The 18,669-nt window shown below is 71.0% G+C and carries 15 protein-coding genes; 5 read left to right on the top strand and 10 right to left on the bottom strand.

The window, feature by feature from the left end:
* Positions 1 to 22: 22 nt before the first annotated feature.
* The 8 genes from ACIGXX_RS33850 to ACIGXX_RS33815 all read right to left on the bottom strand — a co-directional run bounded on the left by ACIGXX_RS33850 (position 23) and on the right by ACIGXX_RS33815 (position 8,898).
* Entirely contained in the window at positions 23 to 1,573 is a 1,551-nt protein-coding gene (locus ACIGXX_RS33850; RefSeq protein ID WP_399981429.1) for a family 43 glycosylhydrolase, read from the bottom strand.
* Entirely contained in the window at positions 1,570 to 2,424 is an 855-nt protein-coding gene (locus ACIGXX_RS33845) for a PmoA family protein (RefSeq protein WP_351157462.1), read from the bottom strand. Before ACIGXX_RS33845 ends, ACIGXX_RS33850 begins: the two co-directional genes overlap by 4 nt.
* 7 nt (positions 2,425 to 2,431) lie before the next feature.
* Positions 2,432 to 3,658, bottom strand: a complete 1,227-nt coding sequence (locus ACIGXX_RS33840) for a Gfo/Idh/MocA family protein (RefSeq protein ID WP_399981426.1) — start codon at positions 3,656 to 3,658, stop codon at positions 2,432 to 2,434.
* On the bottom strand, positions 3,655 to 4,530 hold the full coding sequence (locus tag ACIGXX_RS33835; RefSeq protein ID WP_351158026.1) for a carbohydrate ABC transporter permease: 876 nt from the start codon (positions 4,528 to 4,530) through the stop codon (positions 3,655 to 3,657). Before ACIGXX_RS33835 ends, ACIGXX_RS33840 begins: the two co-directional genes overlap by 4 nt.
* Before the next feature lie 32 nt (positions 4,531 to 4,562).
* Entirely contained in the window at positions 4,563 to 5,519 is a 957-nt protein-coding gene (locus tag ACIGXX_RS33830) for a sugar ABC transporter permease (RefSeq protein ID WP_351157458.1), read from the bottom strand.
* A 96-nt stretch (positions 5,520 to 5,615) separates the two neighbouring features.
* Positions 5,616 to 7,331: an L-arabinonate dehydratase gene (gene araD, locus ACIGXX_RS33825; RefSeq protein WP_399981421.1), complete on the bottom strand. Its 1,716-nt coding sequence runs from the start codon at positions 7,329 to 7,331 to the stop codon at positions 5,616 to 5,618.
* Positions 7,328 to 8,257: a dihydrodipicolinate synthase family protein gene (locus ACIGXX_RS33820; RefSeq protein ID WP_351157454.1), complete on the bottom strand. Its 930-nt coding sequence runs from the start codon at positions 8,255 to 8,257 to the stop codon at positions 7,328 to 7,330. The genes araD and ACIGXX_RS33820 overlap by 4 nt, the downstream gene beginning before the upstream one ends.
* On the bottom strand, positions 8,254 to 8,898 hold the full coding sequence (locus ACIGXX_RS33815) for a GntR family transcriptional regulator (protein ID WP_351157452.1): 645 nt from the start codon (positions 8,896 to 8,898) through the stop codon (positions 8,254 to 8,256). Before ACIGXX_RS33815 ends, ACIGXX_RS33820 begins: the two co-directional genes overlap by 4 nt.
* A gap of 319 nt (positions 8,899 to 9,217) precedes the next feature.
* Between ACIGXX_RS33815 and ACIGXX_RS33810 the strand changes: the two genes are divergently transcribed.
* The 5 genes from ACIGXX_RS33810 to ACIGXX_RS33790 all read left to right on the top strand — a co-directional run bounded on the left by ACIGXX_RS33810 (position 9,218) and on the right by ACIGXX_RS33790 (position 15,917).
* The gene (locus tag ACIGXX_RS33810; RefSeq protein ID WP_399981415.1) at positions 9,218 to 10,513 is read left to right on the top strand and encodes an ABC transporter substrate-binding protein; all 1,296 of its coding nucleotides are present in this window, start codon (positions 9,218 to 9,220) and stop codon (positions 10,511 to 10,513) included.
* The gene (locus ACIGXX_RS33805; protein WP_351158023.1) at positions 10,513 to 11,514 is read left to right on the top strand and encodes a sugar ABC transporter permease; all 1,002 of its coding nucleotides are present in this window, start codon (positions 10,513 to 10,515) and stop codon (positions 11,512 to 11,514) included. Before ACIGXX_RS33810 ends, ACIGXX_RS33805 begins: the two co-directional genes overlap by 1 nt.
* Positions 11,511 to 12,392 (top strand): carbohydrate ABC transporter permease, encoded by an 882-nt coding sequence (locus ACIGXX_RS33800; protein ID WP_351157447.1) that lies wholly within the window; start codon positions 11,511 to 11,513, stop codon positions 12,390 to 12,392. Before ACIGXX_RS33805 ends, ACIGXX_RS33800 begins: the two co-directional genes overlap by 4 nt.
* Positions 12,393 to 12,437: 45 nt before the next feature.
* Entirely contained in the window at positions 12,438 to 12,986 is a 549-nt protein-coding gene (locus ACIGXX_RS33795; protein ID WP_399981700.1) for a hypothetical protein, read from the top strand.
* Positions 12,987 to 13,184: 198 nt separating this feature from the next.
* Positions 13,185 to 15,917: a Tat pathway signal sequence domain protein gene (locus ACIGXX_RS33790; protein ID WP_399981411.1), complete on the top strand. Its 2,733-nt coding sequence runs from the start codon at positions 13,185 to 13,187 to the stop codon at positions 15,915 to 15,917.
* Here ACIGXX_RS33790 and ACIGXX_RS33785 read toward each other — a convergent pair.
* Positions 15,914 to 16,627 carry a hypothetical protein gene (locus tag ACIGXX_RS33785; protein ID WP_351157443.1) on the bottom strand — a complete coding sequence of 238 codons (714 nt, stop codon included), beginning with the start codon at positions 16,625 to 16,627 and terminating at the stop codon, positions 15,914 to 15,916. The two genes, ACIGXX_RS33790 and ACIGXX_RS33785, sit on opposite strands and share 4 nt — an antisense overlap.
* A complete protein-coding gene (locus ACIGXX_RS33780; RefSeq protein ID WP_399981407.1) occupies positions 16,624 to 18,663 on the bottom strand; it encodes a beta-galactosidase in 2,040 nt (679 codons plus the stop codon). Before ACIGXX_RS33780 ends, ACIGXX_RS33785 begins: the two co-directional genes overlap by 4 nt.
* Between the last annotated feature and the right edge of the window lie 6 nt (positions 18,664 to 18,669).

The raw sequence follows: 18,669 nt of genomic DNA, 5'->3' as shown, positions 1-18,669 counted from the left end.
CCCAACAGGCTTACGGGGACGGTCAGATGGTCGTGACGCGGAAGTGCGTGAACAGGGCCGTCCCGGCGCCGTTCCGCCCCGCGGGTGCGGTGGCGAACAGGCCGAGCAGCGCGCCCACCCACCGCCAGGGCGTCGCCGCGAAGACCTGGCCCGAGGGGCGGAATCCGTCGCCGGTGTCGGCCGAGAAGCGGCAGCGGGCGCCGTCCGTGACGTCGATCCGCAGCCGCGCGGTGCCGTCGGGGGCGGGGCGCGGATGCTCGGCGTCGCGCTCCCGCTCGGCGACGGACTCGGCGAACCGGTGCACGAGCCGCACCGTCCCGTCGGCGCCGCGTTCGAGGCCGATCCAGGTGAACGCGTCGCCGAGCACCGCGAGCCCGGCCCTGGCGTCGGCCGCGGTGCTGTCGAGCCGCAGTCCGACCTCGACGGTGCAGGGCGTGAGCGGAAGGCGCTGGGTCAGGACGTGCGGCAGGCGGCGCAGGTCGTGGGCGTCCGCGGACCGTACGCAGGCGAGGCGCAGACCGTCCGCCGCGTGCGACGTCGCCCAGCCGTCACGGGGGTTGGCCGACCACTGCCACTGGCGGCCGTGGCGACCGCCGGGGAAGTCGTCGTCGGTGGCGGGCGCGGACGCGGGCTGCGAGGGCAGTGCGGGCTTCTTGTGTACGGCGACGGGGGCGCCGCCGTCCCCGATCACCGGCCAGCCGTCCGTGCCCCAGCGCAGCGGCTGGAGGTGGACGACCCGTCCGTAGGCACCGCGCTGCTGGAAGTGCAGGAACCAGTCGTCGCCGGAGGGGGTGCGCACCCAGCCGCCCTGGTGGGGGCCGTTGACGGCGGTGTCGCCCTGCTCCAAGGCGATCCGCTCCTCGTAGGGCCCGTGGAAGGTGCGGGAACGGAAGGCGCCCTGCCAGCCGTGCTCCACTCCGCCGGCGGGTGCGAAGATCCAGAACCAGCCGTCGTGGCGGTAGAGCTTGGGCCCCTCCAGCGTGAACCAGCCCGGGATCTGGTCGCCGTCGACCAACACCGCGCCCTCGTCCAGGAGTTCGCGCCCGTCGGGACTCATGCGATGGCCGGTGAGCCGGTTCTTGACGCCGGAGCGCGACTTGGCCCAGGCGTGCACGAGATACGCCTCGCCGCGCTCCTCGTCCCACAGCGGGCAGGCGTCGATGAGCCCCTTGCCCGCCTTGACGAGGTGCGGGGCGCTCCAAGGCCCGCGGATGTCGGGGGAGTTGACCTGGAACACACCGTGGTCGGGGTCGCCCCAGAAGATCCAGAACCGCCCCTCGTGGTGCCGGATCGACGGCGCCCACACCCCGCAGTCGTGCCGCGGCGCGGCGAACGACTCCGCGGGTTCTAGGCGGTCCAGGGCATGCCCGATCAGGGTCCAGTTCACCAGGTCGCGGGAGTGCAGCAGCGGAAGGCCGGGGGCGCGCCCGAAGCTGGACGCGGTGAGGTAGAAGTCGTCGCCGACCCGGACGACGTCGGGGTCGGACCAGTCGGCGGCGAGGACGGGATTGCGATAGGTCCCGTCACCGAGATCGCCCGGCGTCCGCTGGCCGCCGCTCGGGGGCGCGTTCACGCGGTCACCGCCTTGCGCACGAGCCCCGCGGCCTCGGCCCGGTCCGGCCGGCCGTCGGCGACGACGGTGACGACCCGGCGTACGACGGTCTCGCCGGGGCCGATCGGAAGGCGCCGCTCGTGGGCGAGCGAGGAGCCGACGCCCGGGTACTGCGCGGTCCGCACGAACCACGGGTCGCGCCGCGTCTCATGCGTCGCCCCGGCGAAGATCAGGGTCCAGCCCTGGCCCGCGAGGGCCAGCCAGTTCGCGGGTGCGCCATGGACGGCGGCCTCGCCGTCGGCGTCCGCGGTGAACACCTCGGGGGCCTGCCGCTCCTTGGGGGCGCGCCAGAAGAAGCCTCCGTAGGCGGCGCCGGGGCGGCCGTTGGTGGCGGGGCTGCCGATGGAGATCTCCGCGTCGGCCGGGTTGGTGAGCGAGAACGTGAAGTCCAGGGCCCAGGCGGACGTGGTGAGCGGCGTGACCGCCACGGTGCGCCGCTCGCGCAGCAGCTCGCACTCCCCGGCGAGCCAGCCGATCTCCTCGACGAAGCCGTCGGGGTCGCGCAGCTTGAACTCCAGGTGGCGCTGTTCCCCGTGGTTGTCGAGCTCGGTCGGGCCCTGGTCGCGTACGTAGGTGCGTCCGCCCCAGAAGTTGCGGCCCGCCGCGTCGGGCACGGCGACGCCCACGCCGAGGTGGTGCGGGTGGTCGGCCGGCCCGCACTCGGTGACGGGGAGGCCGCCGAAGGTGCGGACGGGGTGGAGGTAGGGGCGGGGCGCGAGCCGTGCGTCGGCCGAGGGGTGGACGACGTAGCGGCCGACGGGGCGGCCCGAGCAGCGCAGCATGAGCGCGGTGTCGGACGCGGTTCTGTTCATGGCGTTGTCACCTCGGTGGGGTCTCGGCGGTGGGGGTCCGCGCGGCGGCGGACGACGAAGAGGGAGCGGGCCGGTGGTCCGGCTGCCGGTCGGGCAGCGCCCAGAACGTGCCGAGCTCCGCGTAGCCGCACAGCGTGTCGGCGCTCGCCGCGACGAGCCCGTCGATGCCGTGCACGATCCGGCGCCGCACGCCTTCGTGGTCGCCGGGCACGGAGCGCCAGGCCTCGACCGGCAGGGGGCGCGGATCGGGCGCCGTCCGGATCGCCTCGACGACCTTCATGAAGGCGCCCGTCGACGCCGGCGGAACCAGCAGCTCGGCGCGGCCCGCGAGATGGTCGACGAGGTTCTCGAGGAGGTCCGTCCGCCCGTGCAGGACCTCCTCGGGCCCGTGCCCGGCGCGCTGTACGAGCACCCGGTCCTGCTTGTACCAGAACGTGATGCGGCCCCGGGTGCCGTGCACGATCACGTACGGCTCGTCGGGCCGCTCGGCGCAGAGGGTGGCGGCGACCCCGATGCGGCCGCCGCGCGCGGTGGTGATCCCCACGAACGAGGTGTCGTCGGACTCGATGGCGTTGGCGCGGAACAGCTCCGTGTCCACCCGTGCGACGTCATCGGCCCGCGTGGACCCGTCGACCGCCAGGGCGGTGGCGACGGCATGGGCGAGGGGGTTGGTCAGGACCCCGTCCACGACGTCCGCGCCGTCCAGGCGGCGCCGCCCCGCCCAGGGCGCGCGCCGGTAGTAGGCCTCGTCACGCGCCCAGGCCCCCGCCCCACCGACGCCCATCGGCTCACCGATCGCCCCGTCGGCGACCAGCGCCCGCACGGCGGGCACGGCGTGCGAGCCCAGCGACTGGAACCCGACCTGGCAGGCCACCCCCGCGGCGTCCACCGCTTCGGTGATCCGCCGGAAGTCGGCGTACGAAGGGGCGGGCGGCTTCTCCAGGAGCAGGTGCACCCCGCGTGCCGCGGCGGCGACGGCCAGGTCCGCGTGGGTGGGGATGGGCGTGCAGACGACGGCGACGGCGGCCGCGGTGGCGTCGAGCAGACCGGCGAAGTCCGCGGACTGCGCGGGCTCACCGAGTCCGTCGAGCTCGTTGCCGGTCAGCGGTTCGAGCTCGCAGATCCCCACGAGCCTGATGCGGCCCGCCTGTTGGAGGCGCCGGATGTTCTCCAGATGCCATCGGCCGTGCCCGCGCGCACCGGCGAGGACCACGGGCAAGGGTGCGGCGCTCACCCCTTCACCGCCCCGGCGCTGAACCCCGTGACCAGCCACTTCTGGATGAAGGCGAAGACGATCACGACGGGCAGGGCGGCGATGACGCCGCCGGCCGCGAGCGCGCCGAGGTCGACGCTGTCGGCGCCCATCAAGGTGGCGAGGCCGACCGGGATCGTCTGCTTGTCCTGGTTGGAGAGGAACATCAGGGCGAACAGGAAGTGGTTCCAGCTGTGCACGAAGGCGAAGGAGCCGACCGCGATCAGGCCGGGCCGCAGCAGGGGCAGGACGACGGCGCAGAAGGCGCGGAAGCGTCCGCAGCCGTCGACCCAGGCGGCCTCCTCCAGGGAGTACGGCACGTTCTTGATGAACCCGCTGATCAGGATCATCGAGAGCGGCAGCTGGAAGACGGCCTCGGCGATGATGACGCTGCCCAGCGAGTTGATCATCTGGAGGTTGGCGAAGATCTGGAAGAGCGGCACCAGCATCAGCGCGCCGGGGATGAACTGCGAGCACAGCAGCGCCAGCATGAAGCCGCGCTTGATCTTGAAGTCGAAGCGGGCCAGGGCGTAACCCCCGGCGAGCGCGACGAGCGTCGTCATCAGCATCGACAGGACGCCGACGATGAGGCTGTTCTGGAAGAAGAGCGCGAAGCTCCGCTCGGTCCACACCTTGTCGAAGTGCTCGAACGTGATCGGCCAGGGGAGCAGCGAGGTGGAGCCCGCCGGGCGGATCGCGAAGAGCAGCATCCAGTAGAACGGGATGAGGGTGAACAGGAGGTAGAGGCCCAGCGGGAGATAGATCTGCCAGCGGGGCGCCTCGTCCCAGGGGCGCCGCTTGGGGGTGCGCGGGCCGCCGCCGGACGGCTCGGCGGGTGCGGTGGTGTCCGCCATGGCGGCGTCCCTGTCCAGGTGCTGAGTGGGCGTCACTTGTCCTGACCTCCGAACTTGCTCAGCCGCAGATAGACCATCGAGCAGAAGAGGAGGATCACGAACGCGATGGAGGTCAGCGCGGACGCGTAGCCGAAGTCGTGCGAGTCGACGGCGATGGACGCGATGCGCAGCGGCAGGGTCGTGGTCTCGCCCGCGGGTCCGCCGCCGGTGAGGGTGTAGAGCAGGTCGACGTTGTTGAACTCCCAGACCGCGCGAAGCAGCGTGGAGAGGATGATCGCGTCCTTCAGGTGCGGCAGTGTGATGTGGAAGAACTGCCGGAAGCGGCTCGCGCCGTCCACCTCGGCGGCCTCGTACAGGTCCTTCGAGACGGACTGGAGGTCGGCGAGGATGAGGATCGCGAAGAAGGGGACGCCGCGCCAGAGTTCGGCGACGACGACGGCAGGGAAGACGGTGCTGGTGTCCGAGAGCCAGGACGTTCCGTACGAGCCGATCCCCATGTCCGCCAGATAGCGGGTGATGCCCGTCTGGGAGTTGAAGATCAGCAGCCAGATCGTCGAGGTGAGCACGCCGGAGACGGCCCACGGCGAGAAGACCAGGGCGCGGGCCATCGCGCGCCCGATGAAGGTCTGGTTGACGATCAGTGCGAGACCGAGGCCCAGGAGCAGTTGCAGGACGACCTCGACGGCCACCCACTGCAGGCTGAAGCCGAGCGTCTGCCAGAACTGCGGGTCCTCGGTGAACGCGGTGACGAAGTTGTCGAAGCCCGCGAAACCGTCGCGCCAGGGCTTGGTGGGGTTGTAGTGGCGCAGGCTGTAGTAGAAGACGCTGATGACCGGGTAGGCGATGAAGCCCACCATCAGGAGTCCGGCCGGCGCGATCAGCAGATACGGGAGGCGGCGCGGGGTCGCTCCCGTTCGGCGCCGGGGCGCACCCGGCGTGCGGCGCCGGGGCGGTGGCTGCGGTGGCGCTTTCGCCACAGCTGAGGCCATGTCTGCTTCTCCGTTCTCATGGGCGGCACACAGTCGGCGAGATGAAGCGCTTCGCAGACGTTGTTCGAAATCTCGTACAAAAAATGAGCTGGGGGCTCAGCCCGCGTACGGGTCGGGGACCGTGCCCTCGCGGGCCAGGAACGCGAAGTCGCAGCCGGTGTCGGCCTGGGTGATCTGCTCGCTGTAGAGCGCGCCGTAGCCGCGTCCGTAGCGCGCGGGCGGCGGCGTCCACGCTTCCCGCCGCCGCGCCAACTCCGCGTCGGAGACGTCGAGATGGAGCGAGCGCGCCTTGACGTCCAGCGTGATCAGGTCTCCCGTGCGGACCAGCGCGAGCGGCCCGCCCACATGCGACTCGGGAGCGATGTGCAGCACACACGTGCCGTACGACGTGCCGCTCATCCGCGCGTCGGAGATCCGCACCATGTCGCGCACCCCCTGTTTGAGCAGGTGATCGGGGATCGGGAGCATGCCGTACTCGGGCATGCCGGGACCGCCCTGGGGGCCCGAGCCGCGCAGCACGAGGACGTGGTCGGCGGTGATGCCGAGCGCCGGGTCGTTGATGGTGCGCTGCATCTGCCGGTAGTCGTCGAAGACCACCGCGGGGCCGGTGTGCCGCAGCAGGTGCGGCTCGGCGGCGATGTGCTTGATGACGGCGCCGTCCGGGCAGAGGTTGCCGCGCAGGACCGCCACCCCGCCCTCGTCGGCCAGCGGATCGGTGCGCGGCCGGATGACCTCGGGATTGTGCACGACGGCGCCCGCGAGCTGCTCGCGCAGGGTGTCGTGGGCGACGGTGGGCCGCTCAAGATGCAGGACGTCGGTCAACTGGGCCAGGAACGCCGGGAGTCCGCCCGCGAAGTGGAAGTCCTCCATGAGGTACTGCCCGCCGGGGCGCAGGTTGGCCAGGACCGGCACGGTCCGCGCGATCCGGTCGAAGTCGTCGAGCGTGAGGCGTACGCCGCTGCGGCCCGCCATCGCGATCAGGTGGATGACGGCGTTGGTGGAGCCGCCGAGCGCCAGGACGGTGGCGACCGCGTCCTCGTACGCCTCCGGGGTCAGGAGCTTCGACAACCTCAGATCCTGGCGCACGAGTTCGACGATCCGCATCCCGGACGCGGCCGCCATCCGGTCGTGCCCGGAGTCCACCGCGGGGATGGAGGACGCGCCGGGCATCGTCACGCCGAGCGCCTCGGCCGCGGCGGTCAGCGTCGACGCGGTCCCCATGGTCATGCAGTGGCCGGGGGAGCGGGCGAGCCCGCTCTCCAGCTCGGCCAGTTCGCAGTCGCCGATCAGTCCGGCACGCTTGTCGTCCCAGTACTTCCACATGTCGGTGCCGGAGCCGAGCACCTCGTTGCGCCAGTGCCCCGGCAGCATCGGCCCGGCCGGCACGAACACGGCCGGCAGATCGGCGCTCGCGGCGCCCATCAGCAGGGCGGGCGTCGTCTTGTCGCAGCCGCCGAGCAGCACGGCGCCGTCCACCGGATAGGACCGAAGCAGCTCCTCGGTCTCCATGGCCAGGAGGTTCCGGTAGAGCATCGGGGTCGGCTTCTGGAAGGTCTCCGAGAGGGTGGAGACGGGGAATTCGAGGGGGAAGCCGCCCGCCTGCCACACCCCGCGCTTGACCGCCTGGGCGCGGTCGCGCAGGTGGACGTGGCAGGGGTTGATGTCGGACCAGGTGTTGAGGACCGCGATGACGGGCTTGCCCAGATGCTCCTCGGGCAGATACCCGAGCTGCCGGGTGCGTGCCCGGTGGCTGAAGGACCGAAGCCCGTCCGTGCCGTACCACTGGTGGCTGCGCAGCTCGTCGGGCCTCATATCGCCCACGCCTTCACCAGGGCCGCTATCTCCTCGCGCCGCTCGACGGGAAGCACCCGGCTGGGCGGGCGCACCTCGCGGCGGCACAGACCGAGCGCGGCCAGGGCCTCCTTGACGACGGTGACGTTGTCCGCGGACTGATCGGCGGCGCGCAGCTCCTCGAAGCGCCGGATGCGCTCCCAGACGTCCATGGCCGCCGGGTAGTCGCCCGCCCGCAGGGCCGCGAGCATGCCCAGGGACACCTCGGGCGCGACGTTGACCAGGCCCGAGGTGAAGCCGGTGGCGCCGACGGCCCAGTAGGCGGGCGCGTACAGCTCGGCGAGCCCCGCCACCCACACGAAGCGATCGAGACCCGCGTCCCGCGCGAACGCGGCGAACGCGGCGGCGTCCGGCGTCGCGTACTTCGCGCCGATCACATTGGGGCACAACTCGCCCAGGTCGGCGAGGCGTCGACCGTCGAGCCGGGGGTTGCGGATGTACGGGACGACGCCCAGCTCGGGCACGGCGTCGGCGACGGCGCGGTGGTAGTCGACCCAGCCGTCCTGGGACACGTACGGATGCACCGGCTGATGGACCATCACCATGTGTGCGCCCGCGTCCCGAGCGTGCCGGGCCGCGGCGATCGCGGTCGGCACGTCATGGCCGACGCCCACCAGGACGACGGCGCCGCTCGTGCCCGCCTCCTCCATGGTCAACTCGGTGACCAGGCGCCGCTCGTCGGGGTCCAGGGCGTAGAACTCGCCTGTGTTGCCGTTCGGGGTCAGGGTGCGCACGCCGCTGTCGGTGAGGCGGCGCACCAGGGCGCGGTAGGTGTCCCGCTGCACGGAGCCGTCGTCGGCGAACGGGGTCACCGGGATCGCGACGACGTCGGCGAGGGCCGAACGCAGGGCGTCGAAAGAGAGGTCGTGGTGGCTGGGTCCGGTCATGAAAGCTCCCCCTCCGGGAACGCCCGCCGCACGAACGAGGCGATGTGGTCGTGGAGTCCGCGCGCCGCCGCGTCGGCTTCCCCCGCGAGCGCGAGCCGCAGGATCTCCCGGTGCTCGGCGGCCTCCCGCTCCCAGGAGGGCAGGGTCGCCCAGGCGACCGCGGAGACCAGGGCCGCCTGGTCGCGCACGTCGTCGAGCATGCGGGACAGCAGCGGATTGCCGCACGGGACGTAGAGCGCGCGGTGGAACTCCCGGTTGGCCAGGGAGCGTTCGGCCGCGTCGGCCGCGGTGTCCGCCCTCTCCAGGGCCTCGCGCGCCTCCTCCAGGAGGGCGCCGGAGCGGACGGTGCGCCGTAGCGCCTCCGGTTCCAGCAGCAGGCGGACGTCGTAGACCTCCTGCGCCATGGCCGCGTCCACCGTGCGCACGGTGGCGCCCTTGTACTGGCTCATGACGACCAGGCCGGTCCCGGCGAGCGTCTTCAACGCCTCCCGTACGGGCGTCTTGGAGACCGCGAACTGGGCGGCGAGCTCGGTCTCCACGAGGGGCTGGCCGGGCGCCAACTGCCCGGTGAGGATACGGTGCTTGACCGCCTCGAGCACGTACTGCGTGCGCGAGGGGATGGGGTGGGGCGCAAAGTTCATCGATGCTCTCAGTCGTCGTGCAGCCGTCGTGGAGCTGTGGTGCAGCCATCGCGTATCGCGTCTCATATATGACGTACGAAGTACGACGCGATGAAGCTAGGGCGCCGACCGGCCCGCGTCAACGTTTCGCGCAGGAAAACTCGTTCGAGATATCGGAGTTGGGGTGCGCGTGATGTCGGAGTCGGGGTGCGCGTGCTCGAAGCGCTTCGACAGTTCCTGTCCGAACCGTTGACGTACTCACCCCAGCTCCCTACCTTGTCCCGGCAAGCGCTTACCTAAAACGATTCAATCGCGAACCGGCGGAGGGCGAACTGTGCCGATGAATGGGGAAGTTGACAGGCGCGGCCTGTTGAAACTGGCCGGCGGCTCGTTGGCGGCCCTCGGACTGACCGCGGCGGGCTGCGGCGGCGGGAGCGGGTCGGGGGACGGGACCGTCACCATCCGGTACGCGTGGTGGGGCTCCGACGACCGCGCCAAACGGATCAACCGCACCATCGAGCTCTTCGAGAAGAAGTACCCGAAGATCAAGGTGAAGACGGACTTCCAGCCCTACCTGGACTTCTGGAAGAAGTTCAACACCCAGGCGTCCGGCGGCAATCCGCCCGACGTCTTCCAGAACGCGATCGGCTTCCTGCGCAAGTACGACCAGCGGGGCGTGCTGCTCGACCTGAACGCACAGGCCGAGGCGGGCAACCTCCGCATGGACGGATTCCGCGCGGGCCTGGAGAAGTTCGGCGAGGTCGACGGCAAGCTGCTGGGCGTCCCGGTCGGCAGCAACTCCATGGCCCTGGTGATCGACAAGCCGGTCTTCGAGAAGGCCGGGGTCACCCCGAAGATGGGCTGGACCTGGGACGACTACCACGCCGCGATGGAGAAGATCCACAAGCAGGGCAGGTCCGGCGACAGCGGGCTCTACGGCGTCATGTACCTCTACGACCCCTATCTGCGCCAGCGCGGCAAGGCCTTCTTCACCGAGAAGGGCCTGGGCTTCGACGAGGCCGACCTCAAGGAGTGGTGGACCAAGGGGTATGCCGGGGTGAAGTCGGGCATCTACGCCGACCCGAAGAAGGTCGCCCAGATCAAGCCCAAGTCGGCCGTGGCCGCCGAGATCGCCGCCTGCGAGTTCACCTGGGACAACTTCACCGTCCGCTATACCGCCGAGGGCAAGAGCGAGTACGGCCTCGCGCCGCTGCCGACCACCGACGGCAAGAAGACCGGCCAGTACCTCGGCTCGCTGATGCTCAGCGGCTCCAAGCGCACCCAACACCCCAAGGAAGTCGCCCAGTTCATCGACTTCATGGTGCACGACCCCGAGGTCGCCAAGATCATGGGATACGACCGCGGGGTGCCCACGACGACCGCGCAGTACGAGGCGTACAAGCCCGCCGAGGAGAAGGACGAGGTCATCGCCGCGGTCAACAAGGAGATCGCCGCGTACGAGGAGCAGCTCGTCGAGACCGATGTCCTGGAGCCCATCACACCGCACCCGGCGGGCGCGGACGTCTGCGAGGCGGCGTTCCTGCGGATCGCCGAGGAGCTGGCCATGGGGGAGCGGTCGGTGGACGAAGCGGTGAAGCAGTTCTTCACCGAGTGCAAGACCGCGCTCGGTTCCTGATGGGCGGCACGATGACGTCCCTGCGGACCCCCGCGGCCCCGGCCGCGGCCCAGAAGCCGAAGCCGCCGCGCGGTACTCGCCTCCCCGCGGCCGCGCGGCGGCGACGGCGGGGCGAGAACATCGCCGGGTTCCTCTTCATGTCCCCCTGGCTGGCGGGCTTCCTGCTCCTGACCGCGGGGCCCATGGTCGCCTCGCTCTACTTCGCCTTCACCGACTACAACCTGTTCGACGCCCCCAAGTGGGTCGGCCTGGACAACTTCACCGAGATGTTCGGCGATCCGCGCTGGCGCAAGTCGGTGGAGGTGACGCTCTGGTACGTGATCGTCGGCACCCCGCTCAAGCTGGCCGCGGCCCTCGGCGTGGCGCTCCTCCTCAACCAGAAGCGGCGCGGACAGGCCTTCTACCGGGCCGCGTTCTACGCACCGTCCCTGATCGGCGCCAGCGTCTCGATCGCCGTGGTCTGGAAGGCGATCTTCTCGGACGACGCCATCGTCGACCGTACGCAGCGGGCGATCTTCGGCATGGACGTGGGCGGCTGGACCGGCGACCCGCAGTGGATCATCTACAGCCTGGTGGCGCTCACCGTCTGGCAGTTCGGCGCCCCGATGGTCATCTTCCTGGCCGGCCTCAAACAGGTGCCGCGCGAGCTGTACGAGGCGGCGGAGGTGGACGGCGCGGGCACCTGGCGGCGGTTCTGGAACATCACGCTGCCGATGATCTCCCCGGTCCTCTTCTTCAACGTCCTCCTGGAGACCATCCACTCCTTCCAGATCTTCGCGTCGGCGTACATCGTCGGCGGCGGCGCGGGCGGCAACGCCTGCGGCCCGGCGGACGGCTCGCTCGTCTACACCTGCTACCTCTACGTCCAGGGCTTCGAGAACAGCCGGATGGGCCTCGCCTCGGCCATGGCCTGGATGCTGCTGCTCGCGGTGGCCCTGGTGACGGCGGTCCTGTTCTGGTCCCAGAAGCGCTGGGTGCACTACGAGGAGGGATCCCGTTGAGCAGTGCGTCTCGTGGTCTTCAGGCCCACAGGTCCGCCCGCCGCCGTCGAGGGGCCGGTTCGCTGGGCTGGCACATCGGCTCCCTGGCGGTCCTGGCCGTGGTCCTCTATCCCGTGATCTGGGCGATCGGCGGCTCGTTCAAGCCGAACGAGGAGATCGTCGGCAGCCTGGACCTGTTCCCGACCGATCCCATCGTCGCGAACTACTCCGGCCTCGCCGACGGCATCGCCGACATCCCCATCTCCACCTTCTTCTCCAACTCCCTTTTCCTGGCGATCGGTTCGGTGGTGGGAGTGCTCATCTCCTGCTCGCTGGCGGCCTACGCCTTCGCGCGCATCAGGTTCGCCGGGCGCAATCTGCTCTTCGCGCTGATGATCGGCACCCTGCTCCTTCCGTACCACGTGCTCCTGATCCCGCAGTATGTGCTGTTCCAGAAGATGGGCCTGATCAACACCTATACGCCGCTGCTGCTCGGCAAGTACCTGGCGGTGGACGCCTTCTTCGTCTTCCTGATGGTGCAGTTCATGCGGAACCTGCCCAAGGAACTGGACGAGGCGGCGCGGCTCGACGGCTGCGGGCATCTGCGCATCTACTGGTCGATCGTGCTGCCCCTGTGCCGCCCGGCCCTGATCACCAGCGCGATCTTCACCTTCATCAACTCCTGGAACGACTTCATGGGGCCGCTGATCTATCTCAACGACCCCTCGAAGTACACCGTCTCGCTGGGCCTGAAGATGTTCGTCGACCAGGAGGGCCTGGCCAACTACGGCGGCATGATCGCCATGTCCCTCGTCGCCCTGCTGCCCGTCCTCGCGTTCTTCCTGGCCTTCCAGCGCTACCTGATCGACGGTATGGCCACGTCGGGCCTGAAGGGCTGAGGCGCGGTGAGTGACAGCGTGCGGGGGAAGCCGAAGTCCGTCTTCATGGACCGTTTCGGCGCCTTCGCCGAGTGCCTGCTGACCGGGGTGTGGATCGCGCTCGCCGCCCTGCCCCTGGTCACGCTGCCCGCCGCCTTCGCTGCGGGGACCCGCCACCTGGACCGGCATCTGGCCCACGAGACCTCCGGGTGGCGGGAGTTCACCGCCGATCTGCGCGCGGCGGCGCGGCGCGGCTGGCTGGTGGGTCTCGCGGGATGGGCGGCCCTTGCCCTGCTCCTGGCCGACATCGCGTTCGTACGGGCGGGTCTTCCCGGCGGCACGTTCGTCGGGGCGGTCGGGGTCGTCGCCCTGTTCGTCCTGGTCGTCGCCGGGCTGCGGGCCGCCGCGAACTGGGCTCCCGGGAAGTCGTGGCGCGCGCTCCTGACCGGGGCGGTGCGCCGCACACTGCGCGATCCCGCTGGTTCGCTGGTGATCGTGTGCGGATTCGCCGTGGTCGCGGCGTCCGCCTGGTTCGCCCTGCCGCTCGCGGCCCCCGCCCTGGGGATGGTCGCGGCGGCCACCCTTGCCGTCGAACGGCGCGGCACGGCGGGCTGACGCGCGCGGCGCGGCTAGGCGGGCCGCGCCCGCACACCGTTCGCCCGCACGAGCCAGCACACCCGCGCGCACCGGCACGACCGGACACCCGCTGCCCGCGCACCTGCTCGCCCGTCCGGGCTGCGACCCCACCCCCACACCTCCGGCCCCACCTGCACATCTCCGCCTGTCATGCCCACGCATAAAGAGAGGATCACCATGTCCCCGATCCCCCGCAGGTCCCTGCTCAAGGCCGCCGCCGTGGCCGGTGCCGCCGCGCAGTTCAGCTGGGCGCTCGGCCGTGGCGACGCCCAGGCGGCTCCCCGCGCGGCGGCGGCCGACGGCCCCGTCACCGTCGGCTGGCTGGAGAAGGGCGGGCTCGGCGCCGCGCCGGGCTCCACCTTCGGTGTCCCGTGGCCCAAGGGCGCCCACCCCGCCGGGCAGAAGTTCGCCCTCGCCACCGCCGACGGCAAGGACGTCCCCGTACAGACCTGGACCACCGCCCGGTGGCCCGACGGCTCGGTCAAGTGGACGGCGCACGCGGTGGGACCGGAGGCCGCGGGCGCCGACACGTTCCGCCTCAGCGCCGGGAGCCCCGCAGCCCCCGGAAAGGGCGCGAAGGTCGGCGTCACCGAGACCCGCGGGGCCATCACCGTCGACACCGGCGTCATCAAGGCCGTCATCGCCAAGGACGGCGAGCGACTCGTCCAGTCCGTCACCCGCGACGGCGTGAAGATCGCCACCGACGGGCGGCTCGTCCTGCTGCGCCAAGGGGACCTCGACGACGGTGACCGCGGCAACGCCAAGTGGGAGCGGTTCGACGGCGAGATCAGCGGCGCGAAGGCCGAGCAGGACGGTCCGGTGCGTGCCGTGGTCCGCATCGACGGCAAGCACCGCAAGGGCAGCCGCAGCTGGCTGCCCTTCAGCGTGCGCCTGTACTTCTACGCGGGCGCCGACTCCTTCCGCATGGTGCACACCATCACGTACGACGGCGACGCCGAGAAGGACTTCATCCGCGGCCTGGGCGTCCGCTTCAGCGTGCCGATGCGCGACGCGGCGTACGACCGCCACATCCGCGTCGCCGGCGAGGGCAAGGGATTCCTTACCGAGGCGGTCAAGGGCGTCACCGGCCTGCGCCGCGACCCCGGCGCCGCGATCCGCGCCGCCCAGGTCAAGGGCGAGAAGCTGCCGGACCCGGCCACCTGGGACCAGCGCGTCACCAGCCGCCTCCAGTACATCCCCACCTGGGGCGACTACACCCTCGCCCAGCTCTCCGCAGACGGCTTCACCCTGCGCAAGCGCACCAAGCCGGGGCACACCTGGATCACGGCCGGAGGCGGCGGTCGGGCGAGCGGGTTCGGGTATGTCGGCGGGGTCGGCGGCGGCTTCTCCTTCGGGCTGCGGGACTTCTGGGAGAAGCACCCCGCCCAGCTGGACATCCGGGGCGCCGCCGGTGACACGGCCGAGGTCACGCTCTGGCTCTGGTCGCCCGAGGCCCAGCCGATGGACCTGCGCACGTACCACGACGGCATGGGCCAGGACACGTTCCCCGAGCAGCTCGAAGGCCTCAACATCACCTACGAGGACTACGAACCGGGCTTCGGCACCCCCTACGGCATCGCCCGCACCAGCGAGCTGATGTTCTGGGCGAACGCCGCGACCCCCTCCGCCGCCACCCTCGTCGACCAGGCCGCCGCCGTCCGCACCCCGCCCCAGCTGGCCGCCGCGCCCGAGCACGTGACGAAGACCGGAGTCTTCGGCGGCCTCTTCTCACCCGTCGACCGCTCCACGCCCGCCAGGGCGACGATCGAGGACCACCTCGACTTCCTCTTCACCTACTACAAGGACCAGGCCGAACAGCGCCGCTGGTACGGCTTCTGGGACTACGGCGACATCATGCACACCTACGACGAGGACCGGCACCAGTGGCGGTACGACGTCGGCGGCTACGCCTGGGACAACTCCGAGCTCTCGCCCGACCTGTGGCTCTGGTACGCCTACCTGCGCTCGGGCCGCGCCGACATCTTCCGCTTCGCCGAGGCCATGACCCGCCACACCGGCGAAGTCGACGCCTACCACCTGGGTGAGTGGGCGGGCCTCGGCACCCGGCACGGCGTGCAGCACTTCGCGGACAGCGCCAAGCAGCAGCGCATCTCCACGGCCGTCTACCGCCGCCCCTACTACTTCCTCACCGCCGACGAACGCGTCGGCGACCTGATGCACGCCCTGGTCGACTCCGACGAGACATTCCTCGTCCTCGACCCGCTGCGCAAGATCCGCACCGAGCCGTACGAGCCCGACCGCAACGCCCTGTCCATCGGCTTCGGCACCGACTGGAGCGGTCTCGCGGCGGCCTGGCTCACGGAGTGGGAGCGCGGCGGACCCAAGGCGGCGAAGGCCGAGGCGCGCCTGCGCTCCACCATGGAGACCATCGCCGCCCAGCCCAACGGCTTCGTCCAGGGCAGCGGGCTCTACGACCTCGACACCGGCAAGTTCGCCGTGGCCGCGGAGCCCGCCGTGAACGTCTCCCACCTCTCCGCGATGTTCGGCCTGGTAGAGATGTGCGCCGAGCTCATCGACCTCGTCGACCAGCCGGAGTTCAAGGAGGCGTGGCTGGACTACTGCCGCTACTTCAACGCCACCAAGGCCGAGCAGAGGGAGCGCTACGGCAAGGACTTCGGCAGCCTGCTGCTCTTCCAGGGGCACTCCCGCCAGGACGCTTACGCAGCCGCCCAGTTGAAGGACGGCAAGCTCGCGACGCGCGCCTGGCGGAAGTTCCACGACAGCGACGGCTACACGAAGGCGATGAGCTGGGCGAGGACGGACGTGGAGGGCCCCGCCGTCCTGGAGCCCGGTTACGAGAACCTGCGGATCAACACCAACGAGACCGCGCTGTTCGGACTCGCCGCCATCCAGAACCTCGCCCTGGTCGGCGACGAGCTCCCCGGCTAGCCGCCCGACACCGTAAGGGAGTTGGTGGTGAAGTCGAGTCCGCCGGCCGAGCCGCTGATCTCGTAGCCGAACTGCACGTCACCGATGGTCTCGTTGCCCATCCAGCCCTTGGTGTTCTTGATCCACTTGAGGATCGGCAGGATGTCGACGGTCCCGGACGAGGAGTCGGAGGTGCGCAGGAAGGAGAAGACCTCGTTGGCGCCGTTGGTGCCCTTGTAGACCGCCCAGGTGTGGCCGCCGAGGCTGACGGTGCCCTGGGCGGTGCCGAGCGGGCCGACGTTCCCGTTGTAGTTGACCCAGAGCATGATCTCGTAGTCGTAGTCGGTGTCCCAGATGTCGTACGAGGAGTTGTAGTCGCCTGCCGACGGGACCTTGACGTTGTACGAGCTCTTCAGCGAGGAGAGTGAGTCGACCGGCTTGCCGATGACCTTCTTGGAGTTGGGGTAGGACTTGATGCCGCTGGTGTTGGGGTGGTCGGCGTGGACGCTCCACCTGGTGCCGGAGTCCGCCGCTATGCACTGGCTGCCCGCGCCCGAGCCCCAGATGTTGTTGTAGAGGGTGTAGCCGCCCAGGCTCGTGTTGCCCCACTGGTCGCAGGAGTTCCAGACGGCGGCCTGGGCGGGGGCCGACGCGAGCCCGAGGGCCGCGCCCGCCACCAGGGCGGGGGCGAGCAGCAGGCGGGTGAGGGTGCGGCGGGGGTGTCGTGTCATGTGTCGTCTCCAGGGTGGGGGGAGGAGCGCCGAGGGCCCGGGGCGGGCCCGCGGTCGTTTTCGGGGGCGTGGCGCAGCACGGCCACGCCGTGGCGGTCGAGGACGACGGCGCCCTCGACGGTCTTGCCGGTCAGCAGATCGAGGTGGCTGCCGGGCAGGGGCACGGTCACCTGTTCGCGGCCGTGGTGCAGGAGGAACAGGAGATCGCCGCGGCGTACGGCCTCCACCGCGCGGGGGAGGCCTGCGAGCGGGGGCCGTACGCCTGCTTCGGCGGCCACACGCGCGAGCAGGTCGCGCAGGGCCTCGGGGTCGGGCAGCGTGGACAGGTACCAGGCACGCCCGTGGCGCAGCACCGCCGGCAGGCCGTCGAGCTCGCCGCCCCGGTAGGCGGCGACCGTCTCGGCACTGTCGTCGGCCAGCAGTTCCTCCGACCAGAGCGTGCCGGTGAACTCCCCGCAGTCCACGTGCTCCTGGGCCTCCAGGGGCCACCACTCGTGCACGGTGCGGATGCCGCACAGGGCGCGCAGGCGGGCGTCCATGCCGCCGGGCCGCACCCGGTCGTCGGTGTCGGCCACGCCGGTGAGGAAGCCGCAGACGAGGGTGCCTCCGTCGTGCACGTACGACAGGAGGTTGTCGATCGCGGTGTCGGTCAGGAGATAGAGGTGCGGGACGACGACCAGCCGGTAGGGGCTCAGGTCGTGCTCGGGGTGGGCGAAGTCGACGGCTGTGTTCGCCTCCCACAGCGCGCGGTGCCAGGCGCCGAGCACCTCCGCGTGGTCGACCAGGGTGGAGGGGCGGCCCTCCTGCTGGCTCGCCCACCAGGAGTCCCAGTCGTGCAGGACGGCCACATCGGCAGTGACGCGCGTGCCGGCCACCGTGGGGCCGACCGCGGCGAGTTCGGCGCCCAGCTCGGTGATCTCCTGGAACGTGCGGCCGTGCTCGCCCGCGTGGCCGACCATCCCGGAGTGGAATTTCTCCGCGCCCTGCCGGGACTGGCGCCACTGGAAGTAGCAGACGGCGTCCGCGCCGCGCGCCACCGCCTGCCAGGACCAGAGGCGGTTCAGGCCGCGCGGCTTGGGATGGTTCACCCCGCGCCAGTTGACCGGGCCCGCCGCCTGTTCCATCAGCATCCACGGTCCGCCGCCCGCCTGAGAGCGCGTCATGTCCTGCACCAGCGCGCCCTGTTGGGCGCCGAGCGGGTCCCTGGGGTCGGGATAGAGGTCGACGGAGACGACGTCCTCCTGCCCGGCCCACTTCCACGCGTCCAGCCCTGACCACAGCGGCATGAAGTTGGTGGTGACCGGCAGGTGCGGGGTGTGGGCGCGGACGATGTCCCGCTCGGCGCGGAAGCATTCGAGCAGGGAGTCGGACGTGAAGCGCTTGAAGTCGAGGACCTGGGCGGGGCTCTTCAGGTAGTGGGCGCGGCGCGGCGGCAGGATCTCCGCCCAGCTGTCGTAACTCTGGCCCCAGAAGGCGCTTCCCCAGGCCGAGTTGAGTGCACCGATCGAGGGGTACTTCGCCCGGAGCCAGCGGCGGAACGCGACCGCCGCCTCGTCGCCCCAGTCGTAGGTGCAGTACTCGTTGTTGATGTGCCACATGGTGAGCGCGGGGTGGTGCGCGTACCGCGCCGCCAGGTCCGCGGTGATGGCGGCGGCGAACCTGCGGTAGACGGCGCTTGCGTGCGCGAAGTGCTGGCGCGAGCCCCACCACTCCACCTGCCCGTTCTCGTCCCGTGGCAGCGTCTCGGGATGCAGGCGGCCCAGCCACGGCGGGGGAGCGGAGGTCGGCGTCGCCAGGACGACACCGATGCCGTTCGCGTGCAGCAGGTCCATCAGCCGGTCCAGCCACTCGAAATCCCGCGCCCCGGGCCGGGGTTCGAGCCGCGCCCAGGAGAAGACCCCGAGGGTGACGGAGTTGACCGAGGCCTCGCGCATCAGGCGTACGTCGTCGAGCCAGACCTCCTCGGGCCACTGCTCGGGGTTGTAGTCGCCGCCGAACAGGATCCGGCCGCGGGTGGTGTCGTCGAGGGAAGGCATCGGTGG

The organism is Streptomyces sp. NPDC055243 (assembly GCF_044544025.1).
Taxonomy (GTDB): Bacteria; Actinomycetota; Actinomycetes; order Streptomycetales; family Streptomycetaceae; genus Streptomyces.
The sequence above is the reverse complement of the archived record's forward strand: the minus strand, read 5'-3'. Positions and strand labels throughout refer to the sequence as shown.

What these genes read in the sequence shown, in the direction of transcription:
- ACIGXX_RS33810 (WP_399981415.1), top strand. Translation starts at nt 9,218, where the DNA reads ATGAATGGGGAAGTTGACAGGCGCGGCCTGTTGAAACTGGCCGGCGGC.
- ACIGXX_RS33795 (WP_399981700.1), top strand. Translation starts at nt 12,438, where the DNA reads ATGGACCGTTTCGGCGCCTTCGCCGAGTGCCTGCTGACCGGGGTGTGG.
- araD (WP_399981421.1), bottom strand. Translation starts at nt 7,331, where the DNA reads ATGAGGCCCGACGAGCTGCGCAGCCACCAGTGGTACGGCACGGACGGG.
- ACIGXX_RS33805 (WP_351158023.1), top strand. Translation starts at nt 10,513, where the DNA reads ATGGGCGGCACGATGACGTCCCTGCGGACCCCCGCGGCCCCGGCCGCG.
- ACIGXX_RS33790 (WP_399981411.1), top strand. Translation starts at nt 13,185, where the DNA reads ATGTCCCCGATCCCCCGCAGGTCCCTGCTCAAGGCCGCCGCCGTGGCC.
- ACIGXX_RS33835 (WP_351158026.1), bottom strand. Translation starts at nt 4,530, where the DNA reads ATGGCGGACACCACCGCACCCGCCGAGCCGTCCGGCGGCGGCCCGCGC.
- ACIGXX_RS33830 (WP_351157458.1), bottom strand. Translation starts at nt 5,519, where the DNA reads ATGGCCTCAGCTGTGGCGAAAGCGCCACCGCAGCCACCGCCCCGGCGC.
- ACIGXX_RS33815 (WP_351157452.1), bottom strand. Translation starts at nt 8,898, where the DNA reads ATGAACTTTGCGCCCCACCCCATCCCCTCGCGCACGCAGTACGTGCTC.
- ACIGXX_RS33820 (WP_351157454.1), bottom strand. Translation starts at nt 8,257, where the DNA reads ATGACCGGACCCAGCCACCACGACCTCTCTTTCGACGCCCTGCGTTCG.
- ACIGXX_RS33845 (WP_351157462.1), bottom strand. Translation starts at nt 2,424, where the DNA reads ATGAACAGAACCGCGTCCGACACCGCGCTCATGCTGCGCTGCTCGGGC.
- ACIGXX_RS33780 (WP_399981407.1), bottom strand. Translation starts at nt 18,663, where the DNA reads ATGCCTTCCCTCGACGACACCACCCGCGGCCGGATCCTGTTCGGCGGC.
- ACIGXX_RS33785 (WP_351157443.1), bottom strand. Translation starts at nt 16,627, where the DNA reads ATGACACGACACCCCCGCCGCACCCTCACCCGCCTGCTGCTCGCCCCC.